Source organism: Cellulosilyticum sp. I15G10I2, assembly GCF_900095725.1.
In the GTDB taxonomy this organism is placed as follows: Bacteria; Bacillota; Clostridia; order Lachnospirales; family Cellulosilyticaceae; genus FMMP01.
In genome coordinates, this window is the sequence record NZ_FMMP01000006.1 from 1,158,046 (window position 1) to 1,183,866 (window position 25,821).

The following is a 25,821-nucleotide window of genomic DNA, read 5'->3' on the forward strand; positions in this document are numbered from 1 at the left end:
CCTCTTTAATACTGACGCGAGGTTTGACTACATACTTTCAAAATGAGTACTCAGAATAAACCTTTCTACTGGCTGTCCGCCTTTTATATGCTTTTCAATCAGCTCATGCACATTTTCTTTTTTCATATTGCCATAAATGATAGGTTTTTGACCTTTTATATTCACTTGAACAGTAGGCTCTGAATGACAATAGCCAATGCATCCTACAGGAATTACCTTGATATCATCTCGATTTTCTTTAGCCAGCTCGTCTATAATTGCATTCAGCGTTTCTCTTGAACCTGATGAGATCCCACAAGTAGCCATCCCAATAAGAATCTCTGTCTGGTCTAAAACTTCTTCTGTCTTACTCCTTAATCTTACTCTGTCCTTGTATTCTTCTTTAATTTGCTTTAATTCTTCTAATGATTTAATTTTCATAAGCTTAACTCCTAACTTTTGGTAACTTCAAAAATTTATTTACGGTATTGATTGATAATATCATCCAGATCTTCTTCTTTAACCCTGCCAAATATCTTATCATCAACCATAACAACAGGTGCAAGTCCACAGGCGCCTATACATCTCACATCCTTTAAAGTAAAAAGACCATCTTTTGTTACTTCATTAGATTCAATGCCAAGCTTTTCCTTAAGGCGCTCTAAAATTTTATCTGCACCTCTTACATAACAGGCGGTACCCATGCAGCAGCTTATCGTGTGTTTACCGCCTGGTTTCGTTGTAAAATAGGAGTAGAAACTGACAACACCATAAACTTCTGCTCCTGGAATACCTAATTTTCTTGCTACAAACAACTGAACATCCCTTGGAAGATAGCCAAATATATTTTGAGCTTTATGGAGTATTTCTATTAACGCTCCCTTTGTGGTTTCAAGCCCTTCAATAAATTCTTCAAGCGCATCAAATTTTTCTTTTGGAAGTTCCTCATTTGCTGGCTTTGTGACACTTATTGTTTGAGGTTTAGTCATATTTTTCACATCTTTTCTGTTTATAATATTATATCCAATTACATTATTACCCAAAATACTCGTTTTAATGAGTAATATACATTATTATTTTAAAACACAAAAAAGCCTTAGAATAATTCCAAGGCTTAAAGTAGCTGTATCTAAACTTCTTTAATTAATACGGCCCTTGCTGGTGCAGCTTCAGCACCTATTACATTGATTGGCGCTGCAACAAGCAAGTATTCATCTTCTTCGATATCTCTAAGATTAAGGCCTTCTAATATGACAATATCTGCTCCTAGCAGTATTTTATGCGTTTCATGTTCTGGTTGAGCACGCTCAATACCAAGTGAATCGATGCCAACGCCTTTTATTTTCTTTTGCTCAAGGTAACTTGCGCCTGTTTTATCAACAAAAATAAACTCATTTTCTAATATATCTAAATATGAATTTTTTGTTTTTAACAGGATAAAGTCTCCTTCAACAATATCTTTTTCTTTTAAATGTTCCTCCGATATGCCTCCTGTTACATGTTGCAAGTCAAAAACTTTACATTTTGTTATCACCTTTTCGAGTGGCAGTGTATCAATTGTCGTCCCCTCTGGCAACATGTGCAGGGCACTATCTACATGTGTTCCCGTATGCATATTCATTGTAATCTTACTTTCATATACGCTTGAGGATGTAAAATCACTTTCAACTTTCATAACAGGTCTTTTAGCTTCCCGGCCTTTGTAAACAGGCATCTCATAACAAATTTTCATAGAAATATCATATATTTTCATCGCTTTTCCTCCTATATATTCCACCATTCTCTTCCATCTCGTGCGAGTAGTTGAAACGCTTTTACAGGTCCCATTGTACCAGCCTCGTAATTTGGAAAATGAAATCTTTTTTGTTCTCTATATGCAATAATTTTATCTGCAACCGTCCACGCTGCTTCTACTTCATCCCATCTTGAAAACAAAGTGGCATCGCCACGTAATATGTCAAAGATCAACCTTTCATAAGCTTCCGGCGTGTTGCCTAAGAACTGGTTCGTATGGCTGATTTCCATCTTCATAGGGACTATATCGTGATGACTTGTAAAATCTTTTGTATTAAACTGAAAAAATACGCCGACATTGGGTTGTATCCTAATTACTAACAAATTCGGGTCTTGAATATGCTCATCTTTAAAGTACAAAACCTTAGGCAGTGACTTAAATTGTATAACAATTTCAGCCGAGTTTGATCCCAATCTTTTGCCCGTTCTGATATAAAAAGGGGTTCCGGCCCATCTTAGATTGTTAACATACAACTTTAAAGCTACAAATGTTTCAGTACTTGTATGTGGGGGAACCTTCTCTTCTTCTCTATACCCTAGAACAGGCATACCATCGATAATGCCTTTTCCATACTGTCCAAATACAACATTCTCCCTAAGATATTCAGGCGTAAATTCATCAATGGCCTGAATAACTTTTAACTTTTCAGTCCTAATAGACTCCGTCTCAAGGTTAACCGGAGGCTCCATTGCAACAAGCGAAAGAATCTGAATGATATGGTTTTGAATCATATCCCGCATGGCCCCTGAGTTTTCATAATAGCCGCCTCTTGTACCAACCCCATGTTTTTCATTAAGAGATATTTGTATATTATCTATAAATTTATTGCTCCATAGTGATTCAAAAACAGAATTACAAAACCTAAGCACCATAATATTTTGTATCATTTCTTTACCAAGATAATGATCTATTCTATAGATACTCTTTTCATCAAAAATTTCTATAAGCTTCTGGTTGAGTTTTCTAGCAGTCTTTAAATCTTTGCCAAATGGTTTTTCAATAATCAGTTTATTCCATGAACCATCAGTTTTAGCGAGCGCACTAATATGAAGTCCTTGTGCTATCGTCTCAAAATACTCTGGTGCCACAGCCAAATAATACACCCTATTGCCATTGGTATGAGTTTTTTTATCAAGTTCATCTAAAAAATCTTTTAGTTTTGAATAACCTGCTTGATCCGTAAAATCAAACTTAAAATAATAGATTAATTCTCTGAGCTTCGCCCAATATTTTTCATCAATTTTATTTCTTGAATGGGCACTTATAGACTCAAACACTTCCTTTCTATAGTGCTCAGTGGTCTGTTCTCTTCGACCTATAGAAACAATTGCAAAATGTTTAGGCAATAATTGATCATGTACTAAATTATATAGAGCTGGCATCAGCTTTCTATGGGTTAAATCCCCGGTTCCGCCAAAGATAACGATCATAGCAGATAAATCATTTTGCTTATTTTTATCGATTGCCATGTGCAAAATACCTCCTTCCTTTATTACACCTATAATTTGGTTTCCTGTCACAGATTACCATTTGGTGTGAAATATGCCTTCTTTATCAATTCTTTCATACGTATGTGCACCAAAAAAATCTCTTTGTGCTTGGAGTAAGTTCATAGGGAGCTTCTCTGACCTATAACTGTCATAATAAGAAAGCGCACTTGCAAAACCTGGTACAGGAATCCCGGCTTGAATAGCTGTAACGACAACGTCTCTCCATTCTTGTTGATAGTTTCCGACACTTTCTTTAAAATAGTCATCTAATAATAAATTATTAAGCTTTGGTGTTTTATCATAAGCATCCTTAATGCGGTTTAGAAATTGCGCTCTGATAATACATCCTCCACGGAATATCATTGCAATATTCCCAAGGTTTAGTTCCCAATCATATTGCTTAGAGGCTGCGCTCATTAAACTGAAGCCTTGGGCATAAGAACAAATCTTGCTGGCATAAAGTGCTTTTCTAATAGATTCAATAAAGTCTTTAGATTTATTTAATGCAAATATCGGCCCTCTTAAAATATTGCTTGCATTCACTCGTTCTTCTTTTATTGCCGATAAATAGCGCTCAAATACAGCCGCTGTAATGGTAGGTGCAGCAACCCCTATATCGAGAGCGATTTGACTAGTCCATTTACCTGTGCCCTTATGTCCTGCAGTATCTAAAATCATATCTACCATATACTGCTCTGTATCTATATCAATCTTTTTAAAAATTTCTGCTGTGATATCAATAAGATAACTATTAAGCTCGCCTTCGTTCCAACATTTAAACACTTCATGAATTTCTGGTACAGACAATCCCAATATCTTTTTCATAAGAAAGTAGGATTCACAGATAAGCTGCATATCTGCATATTCAATACCGTTATGCACCATCTTTACAAAATGTCCAGCGCCATCTTTGCCTATATAAGTACTGCACGGCGCGCCATCAACCTTTGCCGAAATAGCCGTTAAAACAGGCTCAATTAACCAGTAAGCTGGTTCCTCTCCCCCCGGCATAATAGCAGGACCATTTCTGGCACCTTCTTCTCCTCCTGAAATACCTGTTCCAATAAAAGAAAATCCTAAACTTTGAAGCTCCTTATTACGGCGTATGGTGTCCAGATAATAAGAATTACCGCCATCTACTATGAGATCACCCTTTGAAAGATACGGCAGTAGCTGTTCGATTGTTGCATCAACAGCCTCCCCAGCTTTCACCATCAAAATAATCTTGCGCGGCAACTCAAGAGAGTGCACAAAGTCTTCTACAGTATAATATCCCTTTATGTTTTTATCTTTTATCTCACTTAATAGCTCCTGCGTCTTTTGGGGGCCACGGTTATAAACCGATACTGAAAATCCATGGTCAGCTATATTTAATGCGAGATTTTTTCCCATTACCGCAAGTCCAATTACGCCTACCTGCTCTTTACCCAAAGTAATCGCCTCCATTTTAAATACTGAATTCATAAAAGACAGTAAGTTTAGTTAATTTTAATTATATACTATTATCGTCTTATTATGCTTATTAATTATATCTTAATAACTAAAATGTGCTTATTAAAACTACTTCTGCATTTGTATATACGTTTGTACAGGAACAGATAATTATAGTCTGCATTATATTTAATAGAGATTTAATAGAGACTTAATATGAATCACATGCAAAAGTACAACCCAAAAAAGCCTCTAATAGGCATAACTGTCTAAGAGGCTTTATGATGTCTTTATCTTCTACACTTTATGGATAACAAGATAGTAATTTTCTTTTCTTACTTAAGATCAACAGTAAAGTTATCGCCTTTTTTTACGGCTTGATCTGTTTTTTCATTTGTTTCTATCAGATTTGTGAGCAAGATTGAGCCAATGATGATTAATCCTCCTAATACGCCTCGAAAGCTCAGTGTTTCTCCAAGAATGATAAATGAACATACTGCTGTTAAAATCGGTTGTGTGCATTGAAGCATCGAAACTATACTAGATGAGAGGTATACTAATGCTAAATTCTGTAATACATATGCAATGCAAGTACATATCACCGCTAAATAAACAACTACTCCCCAAGCAGCTTGTGCTATATTAGACACTATACTAAAATCATCAAATACCAGTGCACAAATAAGGCTCATAAGGGCTGTAACACCTGCCTGCGCAGCTGAAATTGTAACAGCATCTAGCGATTCCAATGATTTTTTTCCAAATACCAGGGAGCCTGATAGTGCTATCGCTGTGATTAGTGCAAAAATATCACCTTTATTTAATGTAAATCCCCCTTCATTACTGCAAAGCAAATACAATCCAATTATTATAATGATTTGCAAAGGCAGATACCTAAAATCATATTTCTGATGAAGAATAATACTGGCAAGCAGGGGTGTAAAGATGACAGGCAAAGACATTAGAAATCCAACGTTGGTAGCAGATGTTAAGTTCAATGCTAAATTACAAGTGATGTAGGCAAGCGCCGTACACATACTTGCTGGGAAATATTGTGAGATTTTAGCTACTCTCAGTTGTACAATCAGCTTTTTACCCCCAAAAAGAAAAAAGATAAGTAGTGATATGAAAAATCGAAAGGTAAGCAGCCAAAACGGCGTGATACTTTCATAAGCTAATTTTGTCAAGGGATTCCCAACACCATAAATCATACTTTGAAGCATTATGTAAGATATATATTTCATTTTAATTAGTTTTATTCTTTCCATTTTAGGCACTTATGCCTCCTAAATCCATGTATTTAGCTAACTATAGACGAGTAAATTCACTGCGCGTAATATAACAATATAAATATATTTTTTTCGTTTATTTATAGTAATGAAGTTTAACTTAATATCAAAAATGTAAAAATCCCCCATCTCCTTTTAACAAGGTGATAGAAGATTTTTTCTATTTTTCTTAAAACACACCTTCATCTACTTTTGAAACAAGTCTAAAATTCTTGTACAATCATGCTTTCTTGTTTAGTAAAACAACCGTCTTCACGTGGATTGTATATGGAAAATTATCTATCTACAAATACTTATTTTACACAATACTCTTCAAGATAGGCTTCCATTCTCGCTCGCATTGCATCATCGATTACAACCTTGCCGTCTACTGGTACATTATGAAGGGTATCTATGATTTCTCTTACCGTTACAATAGGATAAGCGGTGATACCAAATTCATCATAAATCTCTTGGATCGCTGTCTTGTTCTGCGTACCTCTTTCCATACGGTCTACAGAAATAATAAGACCTGCTATCTCCACATCCGCTGCAGCTTTTAATACAGGAAGGCACTCTCTAATGGCTGTTCCTGCTGTAATAACATCTTCAATAATAAGCACCTTATCGCCATCTTTTAATTTATAACCTACCATTGAGCCGCCTTCACCGTGATCTTTCGCTTCCTTTCTATTAAAACAATAATTCACATCTTGATCATATTTATTGGATAAAGCAATAGCTGCAGCTACTGAGAGTGGAATCCCCTTATAGGCAGGTCCAAATAAGGCGTCAATATTCCCTTTAATATTCTCTCGTATACAGCTTGCATAAAATTCCCCAAGCTTTGCCGCCTGATAACCTGTCTTGTAATTACCTGTATTTACAAAATACGGCGTCTTACGGCCACTTTTAGTCGTAAAATCTCCAAAGGTAAGTACCCCTGCTCTAACCATAAATTCAATAAACTCTTTTTTATAACTCACCCAAAAGACCTCCCTGTTTTTTACTTAGTAGTTTGTTAATCTGTAAACGCGTCTCTAATATCCTGAATATTTCTAAAATTGTGTCTCTCCATGTATTGTACAAGTTCATTTTTAATATCTACAGGTGCTGTAGGATTTGCAAAAGCTGCTGTTCCGACCGATACGGCATCTGCGCCTGCCATAATAAACTCAGCTACATCTTCGCCTGTCATAATGCCTCCAAGACCTATAATAGGTATGTTAATTGCTCTTCTTACTTGATAAACCATTCTGATAGCCACTGGCTTAATAGCTGGGCCTGAAAGACCACCCATTTTGTTAAAAAGCACAGTTTTTCCCTTATGCACATCTATCTTCATACCTAATAACGTATTGATAAGCGATACGGCATCTGCCCCTTCAGCTTCTACAGCTTTTGCAATTTCTGCAATATTGGTAACGTTTGGTGTTAACTTAATGATAATAGGCTTTTTAGATACTTTTCTTACTTCCTGTGTCACCTTAGCTGCCATTTCACTCTGAGTGCCAAATCCTATGCCACCTTGTTTAACATTGGGACAAGAGATATTAATCTCAAGCATATCAACACATGTTTCACTGAGTTTTTCTGCTACCTCACAATAATCCTCTATACTGCGTCCTGCCACATTAACAATTACCTTCGTATCAAATTGCTTAAGATAAGGCAATTCATGGGCTATAAAATAGTCTATACCTGGATTTTGAAGCCCTACTGAATTAAGCATACCGCCATAAGTTTCTGCAATACGAGGGGTATTATTACCATCCCAAGGTATATTGGCCACCCCTTTTGTAATCATCGCTCCAAGTTCAGCTAGGTCGTAAAACGCCCCGCTTTCAGCTGCTGAAAAGGTGCCTGAAGCTGTGGTGATTGGATTTTTTAATACAACACCTGCTAAATTAACGCTTAAATCAATCATGCCAGATCACCTCGCTTCCTAAAAAGACTGGTCCATCTTTACATACTTTTTTATGTTCATATCCTAACTGATTATCTTCTTTAATCTTGCACACACAGCCTACACAAGCGCCGTATCCACAGCCCATACGTTCTTCTAATGAAACTTGTATGGGAATAGCGCGCTCACTACAGTAATCTGCTAGGGCTTTTAACATCACCTTAGGTCCGCAGCTATAGAAATAGTCGCCTTGTATACCTTCTTTTTTAATAAGATCAATAACGTTGCCCTTAAAGCCTTCCTTACCGTTGTCTGTCGCAACATAAACTTTAGCACCAGCTTTCTCGAGCTCAGTTTTTAAGAAAGGTTCATCTCTAAATCCTATAACCGCTACTTTAGGACAGGTCAGCTGCTTAGCGAGTTCTACTAGTGGAGGGACGCCAATCCCTCCTCCTACTAGAACTGCAAGTTCTGTGTCCTGCGGTTTAAATCCGGTCCCTACAGCTGTACTCAGCTTGATAACTTTTCCAACTTTATAGTCTGCAAATTCTCTTGTTCCTGCACCGACTACACCATATACTAGGGTAATGGTATCTCTAACTACTTCACAAATACTAATAGGTCTAGGCAGCAGCGTATGCTTGCCATCTGGATAAAGATTTACAAACTGCCCGCATTGGGCTAAGGTAGCTACTTCTTTATTTTCTATAACCATACGATAAACATCTGTAGCTATCTCTATATTTTGAAGCACTCTGCCTTCTACTATTTTTTTACACATGTGATCCTACTCCCATATCGTAGATATCAGTATCCTTTGTTCTAATTTGTTTTTCAACTATAGATGCCATTGCACCAAGTGTATCAAGTGATGTGAGTATTTGAAGCGACGCTTCGATTGCAGCTCTTCTTATTTTAAAACCATCACGTCTAGAGTCATTACCTTTTGTAGCTGTATTAACTACCATGTTAACTTCTCCGCTTCTTATAACTTCTAAAATTTCCTCACTGCCTTCTGAGAGTTTTTGTACTACCCTTGATTCAATGCCACTTGCTTGTAGTTTTTTTGCAGTGCCTTCGGTTGCCACAAAGTTGTAGCCTAATTTTGCAAAACGTTTAGCCAGCTCTACAAATTCATCTTGATCATACTTCTGCACACTTGCAAAAATGGTACCTCCTTGTCTTGGAAGGCTTTTACCTGCTGCAATAAACCCTTTATACAAGGCTTCTTCTACAGTAACGCCCACACCTAATACTTCTCCGGTAGATTTCATTTCTGGCCCAAGGCTCACTTCTACTCTTGGAAGCTTTTCTGTTGAAAATACAGGTACCTTTACAGCATAAAAGTTTTGAGGTTCTGGATAAAGCCCTGTGCCGTAACCCATATCAACTAATTTTTCGCCCATCATTGCACGAACCGCAAGATCTATAATCGGCACATTGGTTACCTTTGAGATATAAGGTACTGTACGGCTTGAACGCGGATTAACTTCGATAATATAAAGATCATTTTTGTATTCAATGTACTGAATGTTAATCATCCCCAGTACTTGAAGTTCTTTTGCTATCTGCTTTGTGCAAATAATAATTTTTTCTTTAATGTGCTCAGGAATATTAACACTTGGATAAATACTCGTACTATCTCCAGAGTGAATTCCTGCTCTTTCTAAATGTTCCATAATCCCTGGTATAAGAATCTCATCACCATCGCATAGGGCATCAACTTCTATTTCGCGGCCCATCAGGTATCTGTCTATCAGTACTGGATTATCTGGATCTCTGTCAAATGCATTTTCAAGATATCTTCTAAGCTGTGCCTCTTCATAAGTAATCTCCATGCCTTGACCGCCAAGTACGTAGGATGGTCTAACAAGAACCGGGTATTCAAGTTCTAGGGCTATTTTAAGCCCCTCATCCATAGACCATATGGCTTTGCCTTTAGGTCTTTTAATGTTAAGTTTTTCTAGTACCTCATCAAATTTTTCTCTATCTTCTGCGGCATCTACTTGCTTAGGCTGCGTTCCAAGAACAGGTATATTCATTTTCTCGCAGAATTTAGCCAATTTAATCGCTGTTTGTCCGCCAAACTGCAAGATCACACCCATTGGTTTTTCTTTAAGGTAAATATGATAAAAATCTTCGTCTGTAAGTGGTTCAAAATAGAGCTTATCTGAAATATTAAAGTCCGTACTTACAGTTTCTGGATTGTTATTGACAATGATCGTTTCAATCCCTCTTTTTCTAAGTGCCATAATCGCATGAACTGAGCAGTAATCAAACTCAATCCCCTGGCCGATTCGGATAGGTCCTGAACCTATAACCATAACCTTTTCTTTATCTGATACTTCAACCTCATCTGTTTTATCATACGTTGAGTAGTAGTAAGGCGACTCTGCTTCAAACTCGCCCCCGCAGGTATCAACCATTTTATAGACCGGAACGATATCCCACTTAAAACGCAAGTCTCTAATATCATCTTCTGTGACATTTATAAGCTCAGCTATAGCTTTGTCTGAAAATCCGCGTCTTTTGAGTTTTCTTAAGTAACTCGGTGTAAGCTCATCATAGTTCATTTCAGAAAGTAGCTCTTCTTGTTCTACAATCCATTTGAATTTTTTTACAAAGAAGATATCCATACCTGTTATTTTACAAACTTGCTCTTCTCTGTAATGTCTGCGCAGCATTTCAGCTAAAGCAAAAATCCTCTCATCATCTGCTATAACCACTTTTTCTTTAAGTTCATCAAGTGAGCATTCCTGAAGTTTTTTGTGCTTAAAGCTAAATTGACCGATTTCGAGCGAGCGAAGCCCTTTAAGGAAAGCACTCTCAAAACTATTGCCGATGGCCATAATTTCTCCTGTTGCCATCATCTTTGTACCGAGTGTACGTTTTGCAGTATAGAATTTATCAAATGGCCATTTAGGAATCTTGACAACAACATAATCAAGGGTTGGCTCAAAGCATGCATAGGTTTTGCCTGTTACGGTATTCGGTATTTCATCAAGCCCATAACCTAGCGCAATTTTAGCTGACACACGAGCAATTGGGTACCCTGTTGCTTTTGAAGCAAGGGCTGAGGAGCGGCTTACACGTGGGTTGATTTCAATAATGGCATATTCAAAACTATCTGGATTGAGTGCTATCTGTACATTACATCCGCCTCTTATATCGCAGGCTGAGATAATATCTAAAGATGCACGTCTTAGCATTTGATATTCTTTATCTGAGAGTGTTTGTGAAGGGGCTACTACAATACTATCTCCTGTATGGATCCCAACAGGGTCAATGTTTTCCATATTACATACTGAGATTGCAGTGCCATACTGATCTCTCATTACTTCGTATTCCACTTCTTTCCAGCCTTTAATACATTTTTCAATAAGTACTTGGTTGACACGGGAAAGGTGAATGCCGCTTGCCGCAATTTCTCTAAGCTCTTCTTCTGTCTCAGTGATCCCGCCGCCTGCTCCACCTAGGGTATAAGCAGGTCTAACAACAACGGGGTAACCAATTTTTCTTGCATAGGCAACAGCATCTTCAACTGTCTCTACTGTTTTGCTTTCAATAACGGGCTGATTAATACGATTCATTAAAGCTCTGAAGCTTTCTCTGTCTTCGCCTTCTTTGATAGCAGATATTTGTGACCCTATAACTCTTACATTGTATTTCTCAAGAATGCCTTTATCATGCAGCTCAACGGCTAGATTAAGTGCTGTCTGTCCGCCGACTCCTGCAAGAAGACTATCTGGTTTTTCTTTTATAATAACTTTTTCTATAAAGTCTACTGTAAGCGGTTCAATATATATTTTATCTGCTACCTCACGATCAGTCATAATAGTAGCTGGATTACTATTGATAAGTACAACTTCTATTCCTTCTTCTTTTATTGCCTGACAAGCTTGTGTGCCTGAATAATCAAACTCTGCAGCTTGACCGATAACAATAGGCCCTGAGCCTATTACCAATACTTTTTTTATACGCATATCTCTTGGCATTATAGTTTACCTCCTTGCATTACTTGGATGAATTCATCGAATATGTGGGCTGTGTCTGTCGGGCCGGGGCATGCTTCTGGGTGAAACTGCACACTATAAATATCAAGATCTTCAAAATACATTCCTTCTACTGTTTGGTCATTCAGATTAGTATGGGTTACCTTTGCGCCTTCTGGCAGTGTCTCTACCACATAGTTATGATTTTGTGAAGTAATATACACGCGATTTGTCACAAAGTCTTTAACTGGATGATTACAGCCGTGGTGACCAAATTTAAGCTTCATCGTATCTCCGCCAAGTGCCAGTGAAAGCAGCTGGTGACCTAAGCATATTGCTGTAATTGGCTTTTTCCCTACGATTTGTTTAACTGCCTCTACCGTTTCTGGTACATCCTTAGGATCAGCAGGCCCATTAGATATGAAAACACCATCTGGATTTATACTAAGTATTTCATCAGCTGTAGCCGTAGCTGGGAATACACTGATCCTGCAGCCTCTTTCCCCAAAAGAACGGATGATATTTTGCTTTGTTCCGCAGTCAATAAAAGCGATATGCGGACCATTTCCTTTAACTTCATATTTCTCTTTAGTTGTTACCTCTGATACTGCTGTTTGATTGTTAAACGCATCTATTTTAAGTTTAATTTGACTTGGTGTAAGCTCTCTAACAGCAATGATTGCACGCATCGTACCATGCTCTCTGATAACTTTTGTCAGAGCTCTTGTATCAATACCTTCAAGTCCTATAACTTTTTGTGACTTAAGATACCCATCTAATGTGAGTTCACATCTAAAGTTGTTTGGAAAATCACATTTTTCTCTTACAATAAAAGCTCTTACATGAGCTTTATAGCTCTCCATATCTTCAAGGTTAACACCATAATTACCCACAAGCGGATAAGTCATAACTACCATTTGCCCATAATAAGAGGGATCTGTGAGTATTTCCTGGTAGCCTGTCATACCCGTATTAAATACGACTTCGCCTATTGTTTCTTTTAAATAACCGAAGGCTTTGCCTTCAAAAACCATACCGTTTTCTAATATAAGTTGTGCTTTCATCAGCTCATCACTCCTTGTAGGTCATCTCTCATCGCTATAACTGCCTCTTTTGAGGCGATAGCAAAATCTTTTTCCGATACGCTTTTATTACCCTGGTATGCTGCAATAATCCCTCTTGAAGAGTTTACAATAATACCTGTACCGTTTTTACCAAAATATTCTTTTAGATCTTCAGCCTTACCGCCTTGCGCCCCATAGCCTGGTACTAAGAAAAAGGTATGTGGCATTCTTTTTCTTAGTTCTATCCCTTGCTCTTTATAAGTTGCGCCTACTACAGCACCTATTTTACTATAGCCTAGTTCTCCCATAGCCAGCTCGCCCCACTTGCTTACAAGATCTGCCGTCTTATCATAAACTGGAATGCCCTCTACTAATAAATCTTGAAGTTCTACGCCGCTTGGATTACTGGTCTTAACAAGTATAAAAAGTCCTCTGTCGTATTTATTACATGCTTCAATAAAAGGTGATATACCATCAAAACCCATATAGGGATTAAGCGTAACAGCATCTTCTTGCCAAAGATCCATATGAATTCCCTCTATTTCTACACCCGCAATATGTGCAGCATAAGCAGCCGCTGTTGAGGCAATATCACCTCTTTTGACATCCCCTATTACTACAAGTCCTTTAGCTTTTGCATAGGCTATCGTTTCTATATAAGCTCTAAGTCCTTCTAAACCATATTGCTCATACATAGCAACTTGAGGTTTTACAGCAGGGATCAACTCAGACACTTCATCTAGAATACTTTTATTAAACTTTATAAACATTTCAGCAACTGCTTTTGGTGTTTTTCCATAGCTTTCCAGCATTTCCTCTTTAATAAAAGAAGGAATCATTGCATAAGTGGGATCGAGGCCCACAACAGTAGGATTTTGAGTTGCATTTATTTGAGTTATTAATCGATCTATCATCACTTTTCTCCTTTATTCTACGCTTACAGTCTTATTGTAACTTTTTTTGCATGTTTATGCAATATATTTAATAATTATTCTAATCGAGTTTAACTTATTTTTGATAAATTATTTTACCATTTACTAACGTATAAACTACTTCTCCCGAAACTTGCATTCCTGTAAATGGTGTGTTTTTCCCCTTACTTACAAAAGTATTTGGATCAATTGTGTAGTTTGCAGTCGTATCGATAATTGTAATATCTGCCGTTTTACCGATTTCTACACTTCCTTTATCTAATCCGAGTATTTCTGCTGGTTTGGTACTCATTTTATCAATAAGTTCTAAAGGGGTAAGTATCCCTGCCTTAACTAAAGCGGTATAACTGACTGCAAAGCTTGTTTCTAAACCAACAATACCAAATGGTGCCTTGTCAAACTCTACGTTTTTTTCATCATAGTGGTGCGGCGCATGGTCAGTGGCGATTACATCTATTATACCTTCTTTAAGGGCTATTGTCATAGCTTTTACATCTTCTTTTGTTCTAAGTGGCGGATTCATTTTTTTATTTGTATCATAATCACCTAGAAGGCCATCATCAAGGGTGAAATAATGCGGGGCTGTTTCTGCTGTAATAGCTATCCCTTGCATCTTAGCCATACGAATCAGTTCAATACTTCCTTTTGTACTCATATGTGACAGATGAAGCTTTGCCCCTGTGTACTTTGCCAAAATAATATCTCTTGCAACAATCACTTCTTCCGCTTCTCTTGGAATTCCTTTAATACCAAAAACTTGTGCATTTTCTCCTGCATTCATACTCCCGCCAGCCAAACTATGATCTTCTGTATGGGAAAAAATCGGGATATTAAAAGGTTTTACATATTGCATGGCTTTCTTCATAAGCCCTGCATCCATAACTGTCTTGCCATCTTCACTGACAGCACAAATGCCATGTTCTGCCATTTTTCCGATGTTTGCCAGTGTTTCGCCCTCTTGCCCTTTAGTAATTGCACCTACCGGTAGAACATTAACACCATTTGCCTTAGCGGCCATCGTTTTAATATATTCTACGATACATTCATTATCTATAACCGGACTTGTATTTGGCATACAGCATACTGTTGTAAAGCCTCCTTTTGCAGCAGCCTCACAACCACTTTTAATATCTTCTTTATGTTCAAATCCTGGTTCTCTAAAGTGTACATGCAGATCTATAAGTCCAGGTACAACCCATTTGCCTGCTGCATGAATTGTTTGGTCTGCTATATGATGATTATTTTTACCAATTTCTATAATTTTACCATCTTCAATCCAGATATCTGTAATTTCTTGGGTGTCTGTTTTTGGATTAATAAGTAAACCATCTTGGATACAAAGTTTCATTATTTCATTCTCCCTTCATCTAGTAAAGCTAAAATTGCCATCCTTACTGCTACACCATTTGTAACTTGCTCATCTATTACCGAAACGCTGCTGTCTAAAAGCTCTGGCATAAGTTCAACACCTCTGTTAACTGGCGCTGGATGCATCAGCACAGCCTCCTTACTCGCATAAGAAAACATTTCTTGGTCTAGTCCATAAAGCTGACTATATTCTCTAAGGTTTGGAAAAAGTCCGCCTTTTTGTCTCTCAAGCTGAATACGAAGGCCCATGACCACATCAGCGTCTTTTACTGCATTTTTGATATTGGTTGTTACCTCACAACCAAGTGCTTCCATACTCTTTGCAATAAGCGTTCCTGAACCTGCAAGTGTGACCTTGGCGCCTAATTTTATAAGTCCAAATACATTGGATCTTGCGACTCTGCTATGGGCTATATCACCAACTATTGTTACTTTTAAATCTTTAAATCCACCTTTTTTTTCATAAATAGTATAAAGATCCAGAAGTGCCTGTGTAGGATGCTCATTAGCCCCATCCCCAGCGTTAATAACAGAAGCTTTCACATTCTTTGCAAGTAAATGGCTGGCGCCGCTCATACTGTGTCTTATAATCATATAGTCTATCCCCATTCGATCCAGCGTAATACCTGTATCAGCGAGTGTCTCACCTTTTTGTACACTACTTGAAGCGATCCCAAGGTCTGTAACATTTGCACCAAGATATGTGCCTGCCATTGCAAAAGCCAATCTTGTCCTCGTACTATTTTCATAAAACAAAGTAACAATACTCTTATTTTTCAATAGATTCTTTTTTTCTTCCTTACCTAAAACGATTGGTTTCATGTCCTTTGCGAGTTCTATAATAGACATTATTTTAGAAATTTCCAAATCTCTTATTCCTAGCAAGTCTTTTTGACAAAGCATCACAGCACCATCCTTTAAAAGTGATTTTTAACAAAATAAAAGGCAATAAAAAGATAATTATCTTTTCATTGCCTTGTCCCTTACAGAAGATACTAATTTTTGGAAAACATAAGTGAAGACACTTATACTTATAGAAAAAAAGTATGTATCTGTCATTTTATTATTTAATTGTACTACTTTATTGTATGCAACTAAATCCTCACTACTAACTTTTTGAGTGTTTAATGGTTTCATCATGATCTCCTTTTTGGCCTCTCTGGACCAAACTTAAAGGCAATATTATATTCATTTTTCTGTATCATATAGTAACATAGATACTATGCAGTGTCAATATCTTCTTATATGTTATGTTGCAAAAATTTTAAATAAGTACGAATAAACTATTTATAAAATTTTTTATATATTATTTATATTTAATGTACCTTATGGACATAATATCTTGTATAATTATAAGATATTCTTGCCCTGTTTGCAAAATATGATAAATTTATAAAATGGAGGAAAACAGATGAAAAGATTTGGTTTATTGCCAAGGCTGATTATTGGTATTATAGCCGGTATTTTAATTGGCAGCACCGGTGTTGAGTTTTTAACACGTATTTTAGTTACTTTTAGTGGTATATTTGGAAATTTCTTAGGCTATATCATTCCCTTAATTATTATTGGTTTTGTAGCCCCAGGTATTGCAGAACTCGGCGGGAAAGCCGGAAAGCTTCTGGGATATACTGCGGGCATTGCCTATTTGTCTACTATTATAGCGGGTACTATCGCTTTTTTAACCGCTACACTCATATTACCAAGCATTATAACAGCAAGCAGTGATGTTTCGGGTGAAGGTATGAAAATCGCACCTTATTTTGAAATCCAAATGCCAGCAATTATGAGCGTTATGACTGCTTTAATAACAGCATTCTTATTTGGCTTAGGAATGGCCGCGATTAAAGGTAAAACAATGTTTAATTTTATGAATGAGTTTCAAGAAATTATTAAAAAAGTCATCGAAAATATAATCATTCCAATACTGCCGATATACATCGCAGGACTTTTTGCCAAGATGGCCTATACGGGTGAAGTTACAAGGACTTTATCGGTGTTTGGCAGAGTATTCGTCTTAGTCGTTATCATTCATATCTGCTATATTATACTTCAATATTTAGTGGCGGGAAGCATCACTAAGCTCAATCCTTTCTTAGCCATTAAAAATATGCTCCCTGCTTATTTTACAGCGATTGGTACCCAATCTTCTGCAGCTACCATACCGGTTACAGTACGAACTACTAAAACCAATGGGGTATCAGATGAAGTGGCGGATTTTGCAGTGCCATTATGTGCAACCATTCATCTAGCAGGAAGTACTATCACCTTAACAATTTGTGCTACTGCTGTAATGGCGCTAGAAGGAGCTACCTTCAACTTTACACAAATAATGCCGTTTATCTTAATGTTGGGTATAACAATGGTAGCAGCACCCGGTGTGCCTGGTGGAGCTATTATGGCTGCTTTAGGACTATTAGAAACCATGTTAGGCTTTACAGATGCCCAACTTGCACTCATGATGGCACTTTATGTTGCCCAGGATAGCTTTGGTACGGCTGCAAATGTTACAGGCGATGGTGCTATTGCTTTAATTGTAAATAAATTAGCTAGAAAAACATCGTAATAAAAAGAACGTCTGTCTAATCTTAATGCAAACAGGCGTTCTTTTCATTTTAAACAATATGCTCTATCCATCTTATCACATAAGCGATCGCATCTTCATTATTACTAGGTGCAAAATATCTTGCTTTATCAACTAGCCTCTTTGCACCATTCGCTACACAAAACCCATAAGCTGCATTCTCTAAAAGATCAATATCGTTCATATTATCCCCTACAGCTATTACTTTTGATGGATCGATATGATACAAATCCATTAGATAATTAAGCGCCGCACCTTTTGTACTGTACTGAGGCGTTATCTCTAAATACCTCGCCCCGCTCCTTATAATAAGCCCTTGATCATATCTCTTATAAAAAATACTCTCTAGGTAATCTATTTCTTGCTCTTCGCCTATTAATAGGACTTTTGTCCATTTTTTGTCCCAAAGCTCTGATTTAATCTGATAAATGACATCATAGCCTTGTCTGGAAAACCTATATGAATATCTACAAGGTTTATAAATGTAGACATTATCCTCGCAATAAATCTCTATGCCTAAATAAGTTTCTTCTTTTTTTAGCACTTCTATAATACTTTTTCTATCTTCTTCCAAAAAAGATTGATAAAGCGTTTTATCTTGTGTATAATCATAAATTTTACAGCCATTATAAAGGATAGCCGGAAAATTAATGTTTAAAGGGTAGACAACATTTCTAGCAGAGGGGGTCATCCGCCCTGTTGCAATCGTAAAACGACCTCCCTCGTTTATAAAATAGGCAATAGCCTCTCTATTAACTTTTGATATTTTTCCCTTGTCATTAAGCAACGTACCATCCATATCCGTAACCAATAAATAGCCCTCAAACTTCTTATCCATATGTTATTCCTCAACTTGTCCTAGCATTTTATAAATCTTATAAAAATCAAGTTTAGATACAGTCGTATAACTTGTCTTATCTAAGTCACCAACAACAATAGATTCTTCGTCACTTGCAAGCTGGCTTGGCACGCCGTTAGTATATTTAATATGATGATTAAGTGTATTTTGATCTTTATCTACCATACGTATAATTTCTATTTCATCTGCATAAGCAAGTGCTAAGGCTGCACTTGGAAAAGGTGTTCCTTTCCAAGACATTCGAAGTCCATACATACTGACATTGGCGGTACATACTGCACTTAACTTATAAAGCTCATTGATCTGCTGCTCACTAAGCATATGAAATTCATCTACAACTATGTAATCGTAATTATTAAAAATAATATCATTAATATCTAAACACTCTTCTGGTTTAAGCAGAATATCTGCTTTTACCTGATCTTTGATGAGTCTGCTGCATATATACCCCCCATCCCTTGTATCTAATTCTGGTTTTATCACCAAAGTTTTTAAGTTTCTTATTTTTAGATTTTGCACCTCAGCGATTGCTCTTGCAGACTTTGATGATCCCATTACCCCCACTGTAACTTTAAAAAAACCCATCTTTGATCTCCTTTTATCCTTATTTCATACTTTCTAACTGCTCAAGATAGAACTGAAGTCCTTTTCTATTCATATCCAAAAGGCTGTTTAAGAGGGTAGCTTTTTCTGCCTCATCCAACGCTTGGCATACTATGTGCTCCCTTATCTGGCCCAAAAGTTTAACATATACTTCATAATCCTCATTGTATTTACCTTCTAATTCCCGTTTTATTCTACGTGCTAATGCTGGACTATTGCCCCCAGTAGATATACTTATAATAAGATCTCCTCTTTTAATAAAGCTGGGCATAATAAAACTTGATAAACTAGGATTTGAAACCACATTGCACAGTATCTGATGCTTCTGACAATAGTCTCCTATTTGTGCATTCAATGCTTTATCATCAGTTGCTGCTACTACAATATAACTCTTTTCTAAATAAGTCTCACGATAACTATCCTGAATAAGCTGAATATTTCCTTTGCTATCTTCAAAAGATTTAACAAACTTTTTACTTACTACTGTTACCTGTCCATTAAAAGTTAAAAAATGAGTTGCTTTTCTATAGGCAACCCTTCCGCCCCCTATGACCGTTATCTTTTTATCCGTTAAATCAAGCATAATAGGATAGTACATCATTAGTTCTCCTGTCTTTTTATACTTCAAATATCAACAAGTGATTAATCTTTAAGCATTTTTGCAACATCTTTTGCAAAATACGTAATAATAATATCCGCACCTGCACGTTTAATACCTAAAAGTGTTTCTATAACAGCCTTTTTATCTAATAAACCTTGTTCAACAGCCATCTTAAGCATTGCATACTCACCGCTTACATTATAAGCAGCAACAGGGACATTAAAAGAATCTTTTACTCTTCTTATGATATCTAAGTAAGCTAATGCCGGCTTCACCATGACAATATCTGCGCCTTCTTCAATATCTAATGCAACTTCTCTTAAAGCTTCATCACTATTTGCATAGTCCATTTGATAAGATTTACGATCTCCAAAAGCAGGTGCTGAACCTGCGGCTTCCCTGAAAGGACCATAAAAACTAGAAGCATATTTTGCGCTATAGCTCATAATAGGAATATGTGTATACCCTGCTTCATCCAGCTCCCCTCGCATATATCCTACCCTTCCATCCATCATGTCTGATGGTGCAATCATATCTGCTCCGGCTTTTGCGTGACTTAATGCAACCTGCCCTAAATAGTATAGAGATTTTTCATTGTCTACATACCCCACTTCATTTAAAATACCGCAGTGTCCATGTGTAGTATACTCGCACATACATACATCCGTAATTACATACAGTTTATCTGTAATATTTTTTATTTTTTTAATAGCTTTTTGGACAATCCCATTTTCACTATATGCCTCACTGCCCTTGTTATCTTTAGTATCTGGTATCCCAAAAAGAAGTACATATTTAATACCTAACTGAATAATTTCATGTATTTCTCCTTCTAATCTATCAATTGAAAATCTATAAACACCTTTTAAAGAACTAATCTCCTCTTTAACATCACTGCCTTCTATAATAAAAAGTGGATAGATAAGATCAGAAACCTCCAATGTAGTTTCCCTGACAAGTTCCCTTACAAGTGGATTGTATCTTAATCTTCTTGGCCTCTTATTCATAATTTTCATCTCTTTTCTCTCTATTGTCTATATTTTAATCAAAGCATTTTTTTATTGTGTATTTTTAACTCATCCCACAATTATACCATATTATTGATAAAAGAGGTATTATTTAGCGCTTCCACTACCGCAAAGTCATTGTCTATTGTAACAATTGTAAGTGATGCATTATCTATTTTAAAATGCCAATGAAGCTTAGGGCTCTGACAGATTAAATGAGATAAAATATTACGAATCGTTCCTGCATGGGCACATACAAGTACCGTTTGATTGTTATGTATCTGCTTCATCTGATCCACCCATTTAGCAGTTCTTTTGTATGACTGTATAAGACTCTCTCCCGCTGGATAGCTATAATCATCCCCAAGTTCAATCATCTTAGAGATTTCTTCTGGATATTTAGCTTCAACTTCCTTTAAACCTAAACCTTCAAAATCACCGAAGCAAATCTCTCTTAAATCTTTTTCAAGATATATCTCCTTATTGTACTTATTGGCAATAGCTTGTACTGTTTTTATAGTGCGCGTTGAAGGACTTGCATAAATAGTATCAATTGTGTAATCCTCAATTTTTTTTGTTAACACCTCTATTTCCTTAATGCCTTTTTGACCGATTTCACTTTCATAAAAACCCGAAAACACTTTATGTTCATTGGCTTTGGTTGTAGCATGTCTCACTAAAATTAGTTTTAGCATCTGCTTCCTCCTCAACTTAATATAACCAGTATGAATCGTACTATCCTTAAAATTATTTAAAAGATATGGACGCATTGAATAACAAAAGAATGTAAAAATAAGTGGCTGCTGCTTCTTATTTCCACATTCTTATTTATTACATAAACATCAGTAGCGTCAAAAGATCCATATAATTATTTGAGACATATCTAATCGTATACTCACCTATTTGCTCTGCCTTTGGATAAAAAGAATATTTATAAGCATCTTGATGCTTTTTAAACTCGACCTTTAGTTCATAAGTATCTAACTGGCTTGTTGTAAAACTCACTATATTTTCTACAGCACGTTTAGCTGCTTTTTTAATACGTGCAGCGGCTACATTGGGATGAATACTTACAATTGCACCGCCAAATCCTTCTTGTACCGCTACTGTCTTAATAGCTGGATCAAATGCTCTTACATGCCTTATAAGTTCGCCATCGCCAGTTACCATAATAACAGGTACTTTCAGCCTGTGGGCCGCGTAGGCATAAATCAAAAATTCATCTGCCTTCTTCCCATTAATAGTAATATTTCTAATACTATTAATGGATAAAGTATGCGCAAGAGGTGATCCATTTGAACTGCCTCCGCTATGATATCCTATAAGCATCACCCCATCAAAGCTCTCGTCTAAGCCTTCTACCATATTGTAAGGGTGATTGCTCCAGCCTGAGATAATTTTCACTTGTTCCGGCAGCATAGAATGTATAAGGTTTTTACCATCTTCATGGGCATCTTTTACAATAATATAATCTGCACCAGCAGCAAGGGCCCCTTCACAGGCTGCGGCTACCTCTCTTGTCATTTGCTCCCTGCATCTATCATACTCTGCATTGCCTTTAAGCGTTTCTTCCCACGTTGATACTCCTGTTACGCCCTCAATGTCTGCACTAATATATATGCGCATACTCTAACGCCCCCTCACTTTGTATACGTAATTAATCTTTTAATTGATAATCTTATCTCGTAACTTTTATTATAGCCCACTCTAATATAATTTTAAATACTGGATACCTTTTTTTGGATAAATTTTAATAGAATTTCACGGTCATCACTCCAAATATTAATGCCTATTTTTCTATTTACAAATGGATATAGCAGCCAATTCCCAGACATTCTGAATTGGTCATATTTGTCTTTTTCTACTTTAAATACTATTTTAATGAATGTCTTATGCCGTTTAAACTTCAGATTCCTAATAGCTCCGTAATCAAATACATACTGCCTTCCAATACAATTCAACTTTCCCACTTCATACAGAATGATTTTTTTAGTGGTTAAATAACCACGATATTTAATGGGTATATCATTATAAGCCGCGAGCATCATAAATGCATACTCCGCGCTTGTCATATTCCCTAGATAAGTCAAAGATGTTAAGCTCCCTTCAAACTCAGCTTCTATATATTCATCTTCTTTCAACTCACTTCGAGCTGTTTGCCCCATCACTTCTAAATTTCTTTTTCTAATATATTGTTTTACTTTTGCTTTATCTTGTGCCCCTTTACCTCTATACGCTTCCCCTAGTTGTTCTAATTTTTCCACAGCATCGTCACTTACTATCTCATAGTGATCATTAACTTTTTTCATCATACCTACCTCCCATCCAGTTCCTAAGTTTACCCTTCCCCCTAGAAATACGCGTATAAATAGCTTGTGGTGTCATTTGCAGCTTTACACTTATTTCTTCAATAGAAAGATCTTCTAAATATCGCCACGTAAAAATCTGCTCATCTACTTCCTCTAGATTATGAAGCATTTTTTTTATTGCTATCTCGTCCTCTTTACCTATAACAATATCTTCTGCTGAATCATCTTGTCCGCCTACAGTTTCCTGCTTGTTTTCCCGATATAGTCTTCTGCATTTTCTGAGGTAATCAATAGCTTTAAACCTTACAATAGAAATAAGCCAATTTTTAAAAACTCCTTTTCGCGAATCATATTGATCTATTTTACTCCAAATAGTAAAAACAACATCATAATAACACTCTTCAACATCTTCATCTTTCATTTGATTCTTAAAAATACTATAAATAACACCATAAATGAGGTTGCTATACGTATCGATTAATAAATCAATTCCTTCAACATGCCTTTGCCGTAAGTATTTAGCGACTTGCTCTTCCATAAACTCCCCTCCTCCTTATTCCGATCTTTTAAATATATACGATAGTTCTCATTTACTTCTTACAGCTCTATAGTTGTTTTTATAAAAAATAGTAATTTAAAAATATTTTTTATGATTGTTTATTATTTTTAGAACAAACGTAGTATACTATAAAAAAATCAATTCACAAAGGAGCTGACGCTAATGTCCACTTCCCTGCCTCAAAGAGATCAGGTAAAATTAGAAGACACTTGGAAACTTGAAGACATCTTTCCAAATGATACAGTGTTTAAAGAACAGTTTGATAAAGCTAAAAAACTTGCCGAACCCTTCTCAGACTTTGAAGGAAAGCTAGCCCTAAATAGTGACACTTTACTTGAATTTTTAGTAAAACAAGATGAAATTTTAGAATTAAATGGCAAGCTTTATCTCTATTCTCATATGCGACTCCATCAAGATGGGGGAAATGCTTACTATCAAGACCTTTCAAGTAAATCTGAAAACTTGTATACAGAAATATCTGCTGCCTTATCTTTTGCAAATTCAGAGTTATCAACCCTTACCAAGGAAGTCATGGCAGATTTTTTTATTAAAACACCAGAACTTAAACGCTATGAACGCTATTTAAATGAGATATTACGACAAAAGGAACATATTTTAGACAGCAAAACCGAAAACTTGCTCGCAAAAGTCTCTGAAATAGCCAGTGCCCCTCAAAATGTTTTTAGTATGTTTAATAATGTAGATCTAAAATTCCCTTTACTAACAAATGAACAAGGTGAATCAGTCAGACTCACCCATGGTACTTATATTAAGTATTTAGAAAGTAAAGATCGTGATGTGCGACAATCAGCTTTTACAGGTATGTATGAGACTTATACAAGTTATAAAAATACGCTTGCTGCAACCTTTTCATCTAATATCAAACAGTATGGTTTATTTTCAAGCGTCAGAGGTTTTCAGACACCTCTTCACTATGCGCTTTCTGAAAACAATATCCCTATTTCGGTTTATGACAACCTCATTGATACTGTGAATAACCATCTGGATATCATGCATGACTATGTATCTCTTAGACGCAATTTACTTGGGGTTTCAGAGCTTCATATGTACGATTTATTTGTCCCGCTGGTTAAGGATTTTGAGATGAATATCTCTTACGATGAGGCCTGTGAAATTATTCTTAAAGCGCTTGAACCACTTGGTAAAGAATATGTAGCACTTATCAGGGAAGGATTTAATAACAGATGGATTGACAAATATGAAAATGCAGGCAAACGAAGCGGGGCTTACTCCTGGAGTACCTATGGGATCCCTCATCCTTATGTCCTCATGAATTATATTGAAAATGTCAATAATCTATTTACTTTAGCACATGAGATGGGGCATGCACTTCATAGTTACTTTTCTTCAAAAACTCAACCTCATATTTATTCTGGCTATGCTATTTTTGTTGCTGAGGTAGCGTCTACTGTCAATGAAGCGCTGCTTATGCAATACCTTCTAAAAACAGTAACAGACCCTAACTATAAGACATATCTTATTAACTATTTTATGGAACAGTTCAGAAGTACGCTTTATAGACAAACAATGTTTGCCGAATTTGAAAAAGAAGTTCATCTCACAAACCAAAAAGGCGGTACCTTAACATCTGAGTATCTTAGCAGTAAATACTATGAACTTGTCAAGAAGTATCACGGTGCTGAAATGATAGTCGATCAGCTTATTGAAAATGAATGGGCACGTATTCCTCACTTCTATTCCCCATTTTATGTTTATCAGTATGCAACAGGTTATTCTGCTGCCATCGCACTTTCAAGCCGTATCTTAAAAGAAGGTGAGCCGGCTGTCAAAGATTATATGAGCTTCTTAAGTGGGGGCTCTTCAAAAGATCCTATCGACCTTCTCAAACTAGCAGGGGTTGATATGAGTACCCCTGAGCCTATAGAAGCAGCACTTAATGAATTTAGAAATTTGATACAGCAAATGAAAGCCTTGTAAATAGCTAAGTAACAAAGTTCCTCACTTTTCTGGGGAACTTTGTTGTATTTTTAGGGCTTTTTTTTATTGCAAATCATTTTTTCTAGTGTTATGATAGTTGAAATAACTTTTTAGGAGG

The 25,821-nt window shown here is 36.4% G+C and carries 25 protein-coding genes; 2 read left to right on the forward strand and 23 right to left on the reverse strand.

Annotated features, from left to right (window positions below):
- Positions 1-27: 27 nt before the first annotated feature.
- The 15 genes from BN3326_RS05650 to BN3326_RS21930 form a co-directional block, all read right to left on the reverse strand.
- Positions 28-420: a (2Fe-2S) ferredoxin domain-containing protein gene (locus BN3326_RS05650; RefSeq protein WP_069998122.1), complete on the reverse strand. Its 393-nt coding sequence runs from the start codon at positions 418-420 to the stop codon at positions 28-30.
- A 35-nt stretch (positions 421-455) separates the two neighbouring features.
- Complete coding sequence (locus BN3326_RS05655) at positions 456-968, reverse strand: NADH-quinone oxidoreductase subunit NuoE family protein (protein WP_069998123.1); 513 nt, start codon at positions 966-968, stop codon at positions 456-458.
- Positions 969-1,108: 140 nt separating this feature from the next.
- Complete coding sequence (locus BN3326_RS05660) at positions 1,109-1,732, reverse strand: cyclase family protein (protein ID WP_069998124.1); 624 nt, start codon at positions 1,730-1,732, stop codon at positions 1,109-1,111.
- Between the two features lie 11 nt (positions 1,733-1,743).
- Positions 1,744-3,243: a glucose-6-phosphate dehydrogenase gene (zwf, locus tag BN3326_RS05665; RefSeq protein ID WP_069998125.1), complete on the reverse strand. Its 1,500-nt coding sequence runs from the start codon at positions 3,241-3,243 to the stop codon at positions 1,744-1,746.
- Positions 3,244-3,297: 54 nt separating this feature from the next.
- The gene (gene gndA, locus BN3326_RS05670) at positions 3,298-4,728 is read right to left on the reverse strand and encodes an NADP-dependent phosphogluconate dehydrogenase (protein ID WP_242875944.1); all 1,431 of its coding nucleotides are present in this window, start codon (positions 4,726-4,728) and stop codon (positions 3,298-3,300) included.
- Positions 4,729-5,030: 302 nt separating this feature from the next.
- A complete protein-coding gene (locus BN3326_RS05675) occupies positions 5,031-5,963 on the reverse strand; it encodes a DMT family transporter (protein ID WP_141722850.1) in 933 nt (310 codons plus the stop codon).
- Positions 5,964-6,277: 314 nt separating this feature from the next.
- Positions 6,278-6,949 (reverse strand): orotate phosphoribosyltransferase, encoded by a 672-nt coding sequence (gene pyrE, locus BN3326_RS05680; protein WP_069998128.1) that lies wholly within the window; start codon positions 6,947-6,949, stop codon positions 6,278-6,280.
- 35 nt (positions 6,950-6,984) lie between these two features.
- Positions 6,985-7,890 carry a dihydroorotate dehydrogenase gene (locus BN3326_RS05685; protein WP_330389625.1) on the reverse strand — a complete coding sequence of 302 codons (906 nt, stop codon included), beginning with the start codon at positions 7,888-7,890 and terminating at the stop codon, positions 6,985-6,987.
- Complete coding sequence (locus BN3326_RS05690) at positions 7,883-8,650, reverse strand: dihydroorotate dehydrogenase electron transfer subunit (protein WP_069998129.1); 768 nt, start codon at positions 8,648-8,650, stop codon at positions 7,883-7,885. Before BN3326_RS05690 ends, BN3326_RS05685 begins: the two co-directional genes overlap by 8 nt.
- Positions 8,643-11,864 carry a carbamoyl-phosphate synthase large subunit gene (gene carB / locus BN3326_RS05695; RefSeq protein ID WP_069998130.1) on the reverse strand — a complete coding sequence of 1,074 codons (3,222 nt, stop codon included), beginning with the start codon at positions 11,862-11,864 and terminating at the stop codon, positions 8,643-8,645. Before carB ends, BN3326_RS05690 begins: the two co-directional genes overlap by 8 nt.
- The gene (locus tag BN3326_RS05700) at positions 11,864-12,925 is read right to left on the reverse strand and encodes a carbamoyl phosphate synthase small subunit (protein WP_069998131.1); all 1,062 of its coding nucleotides are present in this window, start codon (positions 12,923-12,925) and stop codon (positions 11,864-11,866) included. Before BN3326_RS05700 ends, carB begins: the two co-directional genes overlap by 1 nt.
- Positions 12,925-13,839, reverse strand: a complete 915-nt coding sequence (pyrF, locus tag BN3326_RS05705; protein ID WP_069998132.1) for an orotidine-5'-phosphate decarboxylase — start codon at positions 13,837-13,839, stop codon at positions 12,925-12,927. The genes BN3326_RS05700 and pyrF overlap by 1 nt, the downstream gene beginning before the upstream one ends.
- 94 nt (positions 13,840-13,933) lie before the next feature.
- Complete coding sequence (locus BN3326_RS05710; RefSeq protein ID WP_069998133.1) at positions 13,934-15,205, reverse strand: dihydroorotase; 1,272 nt, start codon at positions 15,203-15,205, stop codon at positions 13,934-13,936.
- On the reverse strand, positions 15,205-16,128 hold the full coding sequence (locus tag BN3326_RS05715; protein WP_330389628.1) for an aspartate carbamoyltransferase catalytic subunit: 924 nt from the start codon (positions 16,126-16,128) through the stop codon (positions 15,205-15,207). Before BN3326_RS05715 ends, BN3326_RS05710 begins: the two co-directional genes overlap by 1 nt.
- A gap of 57 nt (positions 16,129-16,185) precedes the next feature.
- Complete coding sequence (locus BN3326_RS21930) at positions 16,186-16,362, reverse strand: hypothetical protein (RefSeq protein WP_171903771.1); 177 nt, start codon at positions 16,360-16,362, stop codon at positions 16,186-16,188.
- Positions 16,363-16,636: 274 nt separating this feature from the next.
- Here BN3326_RS21930 and BN3326_RS05720 point away from each other — a divergent pair, with 274 nt between their 5' ends.
- Positions 16,637-17,788, forward strand: coding sequence for a dicarboxylate/amino acid:cation symporter (locus BN3326_RS05720; RefSeq protein WP_069998135.1), 1,152 nt, complete (start codon positions 16,637-16,639; stop codon positions 17,786-17,788).
- 49 nt (positions 17,789-17,837) lie between these two features.
- Here the strand turns inward: BN3326_RS05720 and BN3326_RS05725 are convergent, their stop codons facing one another.
- From BN3326_RS05725 to BN3326_RS05760, 8 genes are all read right to left on the reverse strand, one after another.
- On the reverse strand, positions 17,838-18,644 hold the full coding sequence (locus tag BN3326_RS05725) for a Cof-type HAD-IIB family hydrolase (RefSeq protein WP_069998136.1): 807 nt from the start codon (positions 18,642-18,644) through the stop codon (positions 17,838-17,840).
- Between the two features lie 3 nt (positions 18,645-18,647).
- The gene (locus BN3326_RS05730) at positions 18,648-19,250 is read right to left on the reverse strand and encodes a hypothetical protein (protein WP_069998137.1); all 603 of its coding nucleotides are present in this window, start codon (positions 19,248-19,250) and stop codon (positions 18,648-18,650) included.
- A gap of 19 nt (positions 19,251-19,269) precedes the next feature.
- Positions 19,270-19,896 carry a precorrin-2 dehydrogenase/sirohydrochlorin ferrochelatase family protein gene (locus BN3326_RS05735; protein ID WP_141722851.1) on the reverse strand — a complete coding sequence of 209 codons (627 nt, stop codon included), beginning with the start codon at positions 19,894-19,896 and terminating at the stop codon, positions 19,270-19,272.
- A gap of 14 nt (positions 19,897-19,910) precedes the next feature.
- The gene (gene hemB / locus BN3326_RS05740) at positions 19,911-20,876 is read right to left on the reverse strand and encodes a porphobilinogen synthase (RefSeq protein ID WP_069998139.1); all 966 of its coding nucleotides are present in this window, start codon (positions 20,874-20,876) and stop codon (positions 19,911-19,913) included.
- An 80-nt stretch (positions 20,877-20,956) separates the two neighbouring features.
- Positions 20,957-21,571, reverse strand: a complete 615-nt coding sequence (locus BN3326_RS05745; protein ID WP_069998140.1) for a histidine phosphatase family protein — start codon at positions 21,569-21,571, stop codon at positions 20,957-20,959.
- A gap of 136 nt (positions 21,572-21,707) precedes the next feature.
- A complete protein-coding gene (locus BN3326_RS05750) occupies positions 21,708-22,502 on the reverse strand; it encodes a M55 family metallopeptidase (RefSeq protein WP_069998141.1) in 795 nt (264 codons plus the stop codon).
- Between the two features lie 92 nt (positions 22,503-22,594).
- The gene (locus BN3326_RS05755) at positions 22,595-23,185 is read right to left on the reverse strand and encodes a hypothetical protein (RefSeq protein WP_069998142.1); all 591 of its coding nucleotides are present in this window, start codon (positions 23,183-23,185) and stop codon (positions 22,595-22,597) included.
- Positions 23,172-23,723: a sigma-70 family RNA polymerase sigma factor gene (locus BN3326_RS05760; protein WP_069998143.1), complete on the reverse strand. Its 552-nt coding sequence runs from the start codon at positions 23,721-23,723 to the stop codon at positions 23,172-23,174. Before BN3326_RS05760 ends, BN3326_RS05755 begins: the two co-directional genes overlap by 14 nt.
- 183 nt (positions 23,724-23,906) lie before the next feature.
- Between BN3326_RS05760 and pepF the strand changes: the two genes are divergently transcribed.
- Complete coding sequence (gene pepF / locus BN3326_RS05765; protein WP_069998144.1) at positions 23,907-25,703, forward strand: oligoendopeptidase F; 1,797 nt, start codon at positions 23,907-23,909, stop codon at positions 25,701-25,703.
- The last annotated feature ends 118 nt before the right edge of the window (positions 25,704-25,821 follow it).

Excerpts from the sequence above, each read along its gene's own strand:
- BN3326_RS05650 (WP_069998122.1), bottom strand. The coding sequence starts at position 420 with ATGAAAATTAAATCATTAGAAGAATTAAAGCAAATTAAAGAAGAATAC.
- BN3326_RS05655 (WP_069998123.1), bottom strand. The coding sequence starts at position 968 with ATGACTAAACCTCAAACAATAAGTGTCACAAAGCCAGCAAATGAGGAA.
- BN3326_RS05660 (WP_069998124.1), bottom strand. The coding sequence starts at position 1,732 with ATGAAAATATATGATATTTCTATGAAAATTTGTTATGAGATGCCTGTT.
- zwf (WP_069998125.1), bottom strand. The coding sequence starts at position 3,243 with ATGGCAATCGATAAAAATAAGCAAAATGATTTATCTGCTATGATCGTT.
- gndA (WP_242875944.1), bottom strand. The coding sequence starts at position 4,728 with ATGAATTCAGTATTTAAAATGGAGGCGATTACTTTGGGTAAAGAGCAG.
- BN3326_RS05675 (WP_141722850.1), bottom strand. The coding sequence starts at position 5,963 with ATGGAAAGAATAAAACTAATTAAAATGAAATATATATCTTACATAATG.
- BN3326_RS05685 (WP_330389625.1), bottom strand. The coding sequence starts at position 7,890 with ATGATTGATTTAAGCGTTAATTTAGCAGGTGTTGTATTAAAAAATCCA.
- BN3326_RS05690 (WP_069998129.1), bottom strand. The coding sequence starts at position 8,650 with ATGTGTAAAAAAATAGTAGAAGGCAGAGTGCTTCAAAATATAGAGATA.
- carB (WP_069998130.1), bottom strand. The coding sequence starts at position 11,864 with ATGCCAAGAGATATGCGTATAAAAAAAGTATTGGTAATAGGCTCAGGG.
- BN3326_RS05700 (WP_069998131.1), bottom strand. The coding sequence starts at position 12,925 with ATGAAAGCACAACTTATATTAGAAAACGGTATGGTTTTTGAAGGCAAA.
- pyrF (WP_069998132.1), bottom strand. The coding sequence starts at position 13,839 with ATGATAGATCGATTAATAACTCAAATAAATGCAACTCAAAATCCTACT.
- BN3326_RS05710 (WP_069998133.1), bottom strand. The coding sequence starts at position 15,205 with ATGAAACTTTGTATCCAAGATGGTTTACTTATTAATCCAAAAACAGAC.
- BN3326_RS05715 (WP_330389628.1), bottom strand. The coding sequence starts at position 16,128 with ATGCTTTGTCAAAAAGACTTGCTAGGAATAAGAGATTTGGAAATTTCT.
- BN3326_RS21930 (WP_171903771.1), bottom strand. The coding sequence starts at position 16,362 with ATGAAACCATTAAACACTCAAAAAGTTAGTAGTGAGGATTTAGTTGCA.
- BN3326_RS05720 (WP_069998135.1), top strand. The coding sequence starts at position 16,637 with ATGAAAAGATTTGGTTTATTGCCAAGGCTGATTATTGGTATTATAGCC.
- BN3326_RS05725 (WP_069998136.1), bottom strand. The coding sequence starts at position 18,644 with ATGGATAAGAAGTTTGAGGGCTATTTATTGGTTACGGATATGGATGGT.
- BN3326_RS05730 (WP_069998137.1), bottom strand. The coding sequence starts at position 19,250 with ATGGGTTTTTTTAAAGTTACAGTGGGGGTAATGGGATCATCAAAGTCT.
- hemB (WP_069998139.1), bottom strand. The coding sequence starts at position 20,876 with ATGAATAAGAGGCCAAGAAGATTAAGATACAATCCACTTGTAAGGGAA.
- BN3326_RS05745 (WP_069998140.1), bottom strand. The coding sequence starts at position 21,571 with ATGCTAAAACTAATTTTAGTGAGACATGCTACAACCAAAGCCAATGAA.
- BN3326_RS05750 (WP_069998141.1), bottom strand. The coding sequence starts at position 22,502 with ATGCGCATATATATTAGTGCAGACATTGAGGGCGTAACAGGAGTATCA.
- BN3326_RS05755 (WP_069998142.1), bottom strand. The coding sequence starts at position 23,185 with ATGAAAAAAGTTAATGATCACTATGAGATAGTAAGTGACGATGCTGTG.
- BN3326_RS05760 (WP_069998143.1), bottom strand. The coding sequence starts at position 23,723 with ATGGAAGAGCAAGTCGCTAAATACTTACGGCAAAGGCATGTTGAAGGA.
- pepF (WP_069998144.1), top strand. The coding sequence starts at position 23,907 with ATGTCCACTTCCCTGCCTCAAAGAGATCAGGTAAAATTAGAAGACACT.